The sequence below is a fragment of the Bradyrhizobium sp. 23 genome, from assembly GCF_023073295.1.
In the GTDB taxonomy this organism is placed as follows: Bacteria; Pseudomonadota; Alphaproteobacteria; order Rhizobiales; family Xanthobacteraceae; genus Bradyrhizobium; species Bradyrhizobium canariense_D.
This window is the reverse complement of sequence record NZ_JADPJF010000148.1, coordinates 668681-676303: the sequence shown is the minus strand read 5'-3', so window position 1 is coordinate 676303 and position 7623 is coordinate 668681. Positions and strand designations below refer to the sequence as shown.

Below are 7623 nucleotides of genomic sequence, written 5' to 3'. Positions count from 1 at the left end.
AGGATATCAATGAAGCCGCGCTGGCCGGCGAGCCAGTCTGCGGTGCGCTGGACCTGCTCGGTCAGGTTGGTCATGAAGCTGTTGCTGCCCGTCGGCAGCACAAAGGCAAAGCGGAACGTCTGCCCGCGGGCAAGCCGCGCGGCCGCGACGTCGGCTCGATAGCCGAGTTTTGCCACCGCGGCCTCGACCCGCGCGACGGTCTTGGCGCGCACGCCCTCGCGCCGGTTGACGACGCGGTCGACCGTGGCGAGCGAAACACCCGCCGTGCGCGCAACGTCCTCAAGCGTGGCACGAATCACCGGCTGGCTCGCACCAGCATTCATTCGCGCGCCGCCCACAGCATGCCGCGGGTCATCAACGTTCGGATTTCCGGTACGTCGAGTTCGTAAGCGCGGTGGCCGAGCGAGGAATAGAACACCCTGCCCGCGCCGTATCGCTTCTTCCAGACCACGGGCATTACCACGCCCTCGATCCAGGGCGCGTGCTCGCCGGTGAAGGTCGTCGTCGCCAACACCTCGTTGGCGGGGTCGACATGCATGTAGTACTGCTCGGAACGATGCTCGAAACTCTTCAGGCCCTTCATGATGGGATCATCCGGCTTCGTCAAGTCGACCTTGTAGTCGATGATGTTGCCGGGATGCGCAACCCACTGCCCGCCGCACAGGAACTGGTAGTCGACGGAATCGCGGAATGCGTCGCCCATGCCGCCATGATGGCCGGCGAGCCCGACGCCGCTCCGGACCGCAGCGCAGAGATTGAGCGCTTCCGCCTTCTCGATTGTCGACATGGTGTAGATCGGGATGATCAGCGACAGGTCGTGAATCGCGGGATCGGCGAACGCGGCGGTGGTGGTTTCAGTCCGCACCTCGAAGCCTTCAGCCTTCAGCCAACCACGGATCATCGAAGCACAGAGATCGGGATCGTGCCCGGGCCAACCGCCCCATACAATCATTGCCTTGCGCATGTTTCTGTCCTCAGTCGATCTGTCCGGTTTCACGCCCGGCCGGCAGCATCGCCGGCCGCTCGACGCGGCTCTCGATCTTGACGCGCCGGCCTTCCTCGGCAGAGATCTGGAACGCCTCCATCACCTCCAGCACGTGGAAAGCGAGCGCGCCGCTCGCACGATGCGGCCGGTTGTTCAGTATCGCGGAGGCCATATCGGCGGCGCCAATGGAACGGAACTCGCCATCGACATGACCGTGGGTCAGCGACACCGGTTCCCAGTCGCCGCCGGTCTTGGCGACCTGCACCTCGCCACCGAAGCGGTTCGGATCGGGCACGAGCATGCTGCCCTTGTCGCCATAGATCTCGATCGGCGCGTGCCGGTGCTTGGGCACGTCAAAGCTCATCGCGATCGAGACGACCGCCCCGCTCTCGAATTCGAGCGTGCCGGCGACATGGGTCGCAACTTCGACCGGGATCAGCGTTCCGTTCATCGGCTGGCTGGTGACCAGCCGTTCGGATTTCGGGCGCGCGGTCGAGCCCATCACGCTCGCCACCGGGCCGAGCAGCTGCACGAGATCGGTGATGTAGTACGGGCCCATGTCAAGCATAGGGCCGCCGCCGCGCAAATAATAGAAACCCGGCGCCGGATGCCAGCGCTCATGGCCGGGGCAGCCGAAGAACGCGCTGCCGGCCACGGGCGTGCCGATCGCGTCATCGTCGATCAGCTTGCGCGCGGTCTGGTGCCCACCGCCCAGGAACGTATCGGGCGCGCAACCGACGCGAAGATTCTTCTGCGCGGCGAGCTCCATCACCTTGCGGGCTTCGGCGACGTTAATGCCGAGCGGCTTCTCGGAATGAACGTGCTTGCCGGCGTTCAGCACCGCCAGGCTGACGTCGGTGTGGGCGAGTGGCACAGTGAGATTGATGACGATCTCGACGTCGTCTCGCTTGAGCAGCTGATCAACCCGCATCGCCGGCAACCCGAAGGCGGCGCCCTGCCGCTCTGCCGCATCGCTGCGCATATCGGCGAGCGCCTTGATTTCCATGACCGCGAAGCGCTGGGCCGCCTTCAGATAAGCGGTGCTGATATTGCCGCAGCCGATGATGCCGATGCCGACTTTTCTCATTGTGATCTCCGTGAGGTACCGTTCATCCCTTGACCGCGCCGGCGGTGAGGCCTGCGACTATGTGCTTCTGCGCCAGGAGGAAGAGAATGATCGTCGGCAGGATGGTCAACGTGATGAAGGCCAGGATCAGATGCCACTCGGACGAATACTCGCCCTGATAAATCATGATACCGAGCGGCCAGGGATAGAGCGCGTCGGTGTTGAGCATCACCAGCGGCAGCAGATAGGCGTTCCAGCTGTTGACGAAGGTGATGGTACCGACGGTCGCCAGGATCGGCCGGGACAAAGGCAAGGTCACATAGCGGAAGAATTTGATATAGCTGCAGCCGTCGACCAGCGCGGCCTCCAGCAATTCGTACGGGATGTCCTTGAAGAAACGCCGCAGCAGCAGCACGCTCATGGCGAGACTGAAAGCCGTCTGCGGCAGGGCAACGCCAAAATATGTATCGAGCAGCCCGAGATCGCGTACCTTGATGAAGAGCGGCAGCACCGCCGTCGCGGCCGGAAACAGCAGGCCCAGCGTCAGGTAGCTCAGCAGCATCGAGCTGCCGTAGAACCTGATATGGGCGAAGGTGAACGCCGCCATCGAGGCGACGATCAGGGTCAAGGCTACCGTGAGGGTCGAGATGATCAGCGAGTTGCGCAAGAGCTGCCAGTAGCGTGCCGAGAACAGGATGTCGGCATAGTTCTGCCACTCCCAGTGACGTGGCAGGCCGAACGGATTGACGCGCAGTTCGCCGAGCGACTTGAAACCACCGAACAAGGTCGCGAGCAGCGGCACCATTACGATGATGGCAACAACGGCCAGGAACACCAGCTTGAACAATACTGAGGGATCGAACGGCGCTCGGATGGTCCTGACGTTACTCATCGCGCATGAACCATCGCTTGTACGTGAAGGCAAAGGTCACGCAGATCGCAAACAAAATGACGCCGATGGCACTGCCGTAGCCGACCCGCATGCGCGAGATGCCGTTGTTGTAGAGAAAGCTCACCATCGTGTTCGAGGAGTCCGCTGGCCCCCCGCGCGTCAGCGGCATGACGAGGTCGAACAGCTGCAGCGAGCCGACGATGGCGAAGAACACGGATAGCCTTATCGTCGGATAGAGCAAGGGGATGACCACATGTCGCAAGGCTTGCGATCGGGTCGCGCCGTCGATACGCGCCGCCTCGACCAGGCTCTTGTCGAGGCCCTGGAGCGCTGCGATGAATAGCATCATGTGGAAGCCAAAGTACTTCCAGACGACCACGATCAGCACCGCCAGCATGGCCGTATCCGTCGATGCAAGCAGATGCGGCGGCTCGGCGCCGAAGCTGCGCCAGATCGAGGCCACAAGGCCGTAGTCGCCATCATAGACGAAGCTGAAGATCAGCCCGGTTGCGATCTCCGCCAGGATATAGGGCATGAAGAACAGCATGCGCAGCGCCACCGCCCCTCGAAAGCGTTCGGCGAGCATCAAGGCCAGGGTGAGCGCAAGCGGCAGCTGGATGGCGAGCGAAACAGCGATGATCAGGCCGTTGTTGCGCAGAGCGAGCCAGAAGGCGCGGGTCTCCAGCACAAAGCGGTAATTGTCCAGGCCAATCCAGTTGGTCGGCCTGCCGAATCCGTTCCAATTGAAGCCCGAGTACCAAGCTGCTTCGCCGATCGGCAGCACAACGAACAACGTGAACAACAGCAGCGCCGGCGGCAGGAACAGGATGAGCACCGTCAGCCTGCCGTCCCAACTCGGGCCACGGACCGTGACCTGCGGGACCATCTCGCCAGCAGCGCCGATCGCCGACACGCTCGCGGTCCGCCGCGTCACCGTCAGTTGCCCTGTTTCCACGCCGCCTCGATCGCCTTGGCAGCCTCTTGCGGGCTCATGCTGCCGCCGGCGATCTCGGCCGTGACGTCGTTGACGACGCGGCCGACGGACGGACCCAGGCTCTGGTCATAGAAGTTCTGGTGGTAGTTCGACTTCGCCAGATTGGCGGCGATCAGCTTCATGAAGCCGTTGTTGAGGCCGACATCCGCGCCCTGCACCACCGGGATGATGAAGTTGCCGGCGGCAAGCCGCGTCTGCACCTCTTTGGAGACGAAGTATTTCAGGAAATCGACAGCCTCCTTCGGCGAGCCTTTCGTAATCAGCCAACCGGTGATGCCCCCGAGCGTATCGGTCGGCGCGCCCTTACCGCCGGTCACGACCGGGAAGTCGAACCAGCACATCTTGTCCTCGGTCAATCCGATCTTGTCGGCGGCGAGAGCGCGCTGCAGATGATAGACCGTGCTGATCGCGAGCGTCATCGCCGCCTTGCCGTCGCCGAAATAGCCGACCGCCTGCGGGTTCTTGAAACCCAGGAAGCCATTCTGGAACGGTTGGAGATCCACGAGTTGCTTGAACAGCTCGCCGGATTTCTGGAAGGTTCCCCCGGCAAAGCCGCCGTTCTCGCCACGCAGCGCCGCATCGAACGCCGCCTTGCCGCCGATGCGCACAGCAAGATGCGTCCAGTAGAAGTGCAGTGGCCACTTATCGGCGCCGCCGACCACGATCGGGGTCACGCCGGCGGATTTCAACGTCTTCACGGCAGCAAGCAGATCGTCCCAGCTCTTGATCCCGGCAGGGTCGACCTTCGCCTTGGCCATCAGCTCCTTGTTGCAGAGGAAGCCGACCTGCGAGAGCGCCGTGGGCAGACCATAAACACGGCCGTTGCTGGTGAAGGCGGCGAGCGCCGCCGGTGTGAGACTGTCGCTGTAGCCCTTCACAGAATCGGTGATGTCGTCGAGCACACCGGCCTCGATCTGCGTCTTCAGGACACCGCCGGCCCAGCTGTAGATGATGTTGGGCCGGTCTTTGGATTGCAGGATGGTCGGCAGCTTGGCCTTGTAGGCCTCGTTCTCGAGGAACTGCATCTCGACCTTGACGCCGGGATGCGACCCCTCATAGGCGCGCGCAACCTCCTCCCAGATTTTGACCTGGGCCGGGTTGGCCTCGATGTGCAGCCACTTGACCGTCGTTTCGGCCGCAGCGAGTTTCGCTCCGAACAGGCATGCGACAACGGCTAGTCCCAGTTTCCCGAGCAGTCTCATCACATTCCTCCCAAGGGCTCTTATTCTTTGATGCAATCCTGCCTTCGATTTTTGAGGTACGCAACTGAAATTCTGACCTATGCACCTCACGAGGGAGGTCGCTAAGGTGAGCGGGAGAGTCGGGCCGCGTCGCGCTGCCCCCAACGCAAATCGAGGGATATCCATGGCTGCCGTTTATTCCGACCTCGCCGGCAAGGTCGTTCTCGTCACCGGAGGCGCATCGGGAATTGGCGCTGCGATCGTGCGGCGCTTCGCACAGCAGAAATCCAATGTCGTGTTCTTCGACATCAATGTCGACGCGGGCCAATCGCTGGCACGCGAGCTCTCGGATCAAGGTCTTAGCGCGCGTTTCATGCGTGTCGACTTGACCGATATTGCCGCGTTACGTGCCGGTGTCGCGGAGGCGCGCAATGTGCGCGGCGCGATCAACATCCTCGTCAACAATGCCGCGCATGACGAGCGGCACAGCACCGAGGAAATGACACCGGAATATTGGGACGACCGCATCGGGGTCAACTTGAAGCACCAGTTCTTTGCTGCGCAGGCCGTGTTGCCGGACATGAAGGCGGCGAACGCCGGCGCTATCATCAATTTCGGCTCGGTATCGTGGATCGCCGGACAAGGCGGCATGGCCGCCTACACCGCCAGCAAATCGGGTGTGATCGGTCTCACACGCTCTCTGGCGCGCGATTACGGCGCCTACAATATCCGCGTGAACGCGATAGCGCCTGGATGGATCATGACTGAGCGCCAGCTCGATAAATGGATGACACCCCAGGGCGAGGTCGAGCTCATGCAACGACAATGCCTGAAGCGCAAGCTCATGCCCGACGAGGTCGCGAAGTTCACCATCTTCCTCGCTTCCGACGAGGCTTCTGCCTGCACAGCCCAGCACTACATCGTCGATGGCGGCTGGGTCTGAGGCGGACCAGACCAGATCGTGCATCGGCGCGCCGCTACTTTGCCAGGCGGAACTTCCCGCCTTCGACCTTGATGAGAAAGGCCGAGCGCTCATCATAGCCGTTGTGATCGGCCTTGCTCATGTTCGACAGCCCATTGTTGAGATAGATGTTCTGCCCACGCTCGAGTGCGTCCCGCAGCGCCGCGCGAAATTCGATTGTGCCAGGCTTTGCCGTCTTCAGCGCATCCGGTGCAGCTTTTCCGATCAGTGCCACGACATCCCAGAGGTGAGCAGCGAACATGTTGGGCTTTTGTCCGTTCGCCGCTTCATACGCGGTCACGAACTCCTCCGTCGAACGACGGAACGGATCTCCTGCGGGAAGATCGGCGGCAATGGTAAAAGCTTCGCCCGCGAATACCGCACCTTCGACGTTCGCGCCGCCGAGCTTGATGAACTCCTCACTGGCCACGCCGTGTGTCTGAAATATCTTCCCGGCGTATCCGCGCTCGCGGAGCGCCTGCTGCGGCAGGACGGCCGGAGTTCCTGCGGACGCGATGAAGACGGCATCGGGATTGGTCGACATCACCTTCAGCGCCTGACCGGTGACGCTGGTGTCGGCGCGCGCGTAGACCTCATGTGTGGTTACGGTCAGCCCCAACGCAGGCGCGATGCGGCTCACCTCCTTGTAGTAGCCCTCGCCGTAGCCATCCGAAACGCCGATATAGCCGAGCGTCTTCACGCCTGATGTCGCGATATGCTTGAGGATGGCGGCCGCCATGAGGTCGTCATTGGGAACGACCTTGAAAGCCCAGACGCGCTTCTCATCCATCGGTTGAACGATGGCGGTAGCGGCAGCGAGCGACAGCAGCGGCGTCTTCGATTCGAGTGCAACATCCAGCATCGGCATGGTCACCGGGGTCAGAGAGGAGCCGACCAGCACGTCGACCTTGTCCTGGATCACCAGCCGGCGTGCGTTCTGGACCCCTTTGGTCGAATCCGACTCGTCGTCCAGGACGATATAGGTCACCTTCTCTCCACCGATCTCTTTCGGAAGAGCTGCAACCGTCTTGAGCTGCGGTTGTCCCAGAGCGGATCCCGGGCCGCTTGCCGAAATCACAATTCCAATTTTGATGTCCGCGTGAGCAGCATTTCCAAAAAGGACGCATGCCACAAGAAGCGAGGCTCGCGCGAAACCGATCTTCATGTCCCGTTCCTCCCTGTCCGCTTTGATGACTCCGCCGGCTGCATCGGGCGCCCCGGCTCGAGCTTGCACTGCTCTCCGGGACGCACCGACGCTGCCCAGAAGGCATGTCGTCCGACATACGCGTTCCCTCCTGCGGTCCCGAGCAAGCGGGCGGATCATGCTAAGCGGATCGCGGCAACGTGTCTGTCCCTAGCGTTAGGGACAAGACATCGGTGCTCGAACCGGAATCTCGAGGTAGGCCGACACGCCGTCGCGTTCTCGCGGCTGATTTCGCCCGAGCTTTGCTTGATCGCTCCACCCTCTTGTCCAAGAGGGCGCAGGGAAGGCCGGGTGCCGGCTGGCACCCGCGGTCCGCTGCGCGAAAAGCACACGCAGAGAG

Annotated in this window: 8 protein-coding genes; 1 reads left to right on the top strand and 7 read right to left on the bottom strand. The window is 62.3% G+C overall.

The window, feature by feature from the left end; translation table 11 throughout:
• The 6 genes from IVB32_RS36565 to IVB32_RS36540 all read right to left on the bottom strand — a co-directional run.
• On the bottom strand, positions 1 to 323 hold a 323-nt coding region (locus IVB32_RS36565), incomplete at its 3' end, for a LacI family DNA-binding transcriptional regulator (RefSeq protein ID WP_247412967.1).
• Positions 320 to 964 (bottom strand): ThuA domain-containing protein, encoded by a 645-nt coding sequence (locus tag IVB32_RS36560; RefSeq protein ID WP_027517159.1) that lies wholly within the window; start codon positions 962 to 964, stop codon positions 320 to 322. The genes IVB32_RS36560 and IVB32_RS36565, both read right to left, overlap by 4 nt.
• Before the next feature lie 10 nt (positions 965 to 974).
• Positions 975 to 2072: a Gfo/Idh/MocA family oxidoreductase gene (locus IVB32_RS36555; protein ID WP_247412965.1), complete on the bottom strand. Its 1098-nt coding sequence runs from the start codon at positions 2070 to 2072 to the stop codon at positions 975 to 977.
• Positions 2073 to 2094: 22 nt separating this feature from the next.
• Positions 2095 to 2943, bottom strand: a complete 849-nt coding sequence (locus IVB32_RS36550) for a carbohydrate ABC transporter permease (protein WP_247370710.1) — start codon at positions 2941 to 2943, stop codon at positions 2095 to 2097.
• Positions 2936 to 3829, bottom strand: a complete 894-nt coding sequence (locus IVB32_RS36545; protein ID WP_247338721.1) for a sugar ABC transporter permease — start codon at positions 3827 to 3829, stop codon at positions 2936 to 2938. The genes IVB32_RS36550 and IVB32_RS36545 overlap by 8 nt, the downstream gene beginning before the upstream one ends.
• Positions 3830 to 3879: 50 nt before the next feature.
• On the bottom strand, positions 3880 to 5139 hold the full coding sequence (locus IVB32_RS36540) for an extracellular solute-binding protein (protein WP_247393733.1): 1260 nt from the start codon (positions 5137 to 5139) through the stop codon (positions 3880 to 3882).
• Between the two features lie 163 nt (positions 5140 to 5302).
• Between IVB32_RS36540 and IVB32_RS36535 the strand changes: the two genes are divergently transcribed.
• Positions 5303 to 6061 carry an SDR family NAD(P)-dependent oxidoreductase gene (locus IVB32_RS36535; RefSeq protein ID WP_018458719.1) on the top strand — a complete coding sequence of 253 codons (759 nt, stop codon included), beginning with the start codon at positions 5303 to 5305 and terminating at the stop codon, positions 6059 to 6061.
• A 34-nt stretch (positions 6062 to 6095) separates the two neighbouring features.
• Here the strand turns inward: IVB32_RS36535 and IVB32_RS36530 are convergent, their stop codons facing one another.
• Complete coding sequence (locus IVB32_RS36530; RefSeq protein WP_247404714.1) at positions 6096 to 7244, bottom strand: ABC transporter substrate-binding protein; 1149 nt, start codon at positions 7242 to 7244, stop codon at positions 6096 to 6098.
• Positions 7245 to 7623 lie beyond the last annotated feature (379 nt).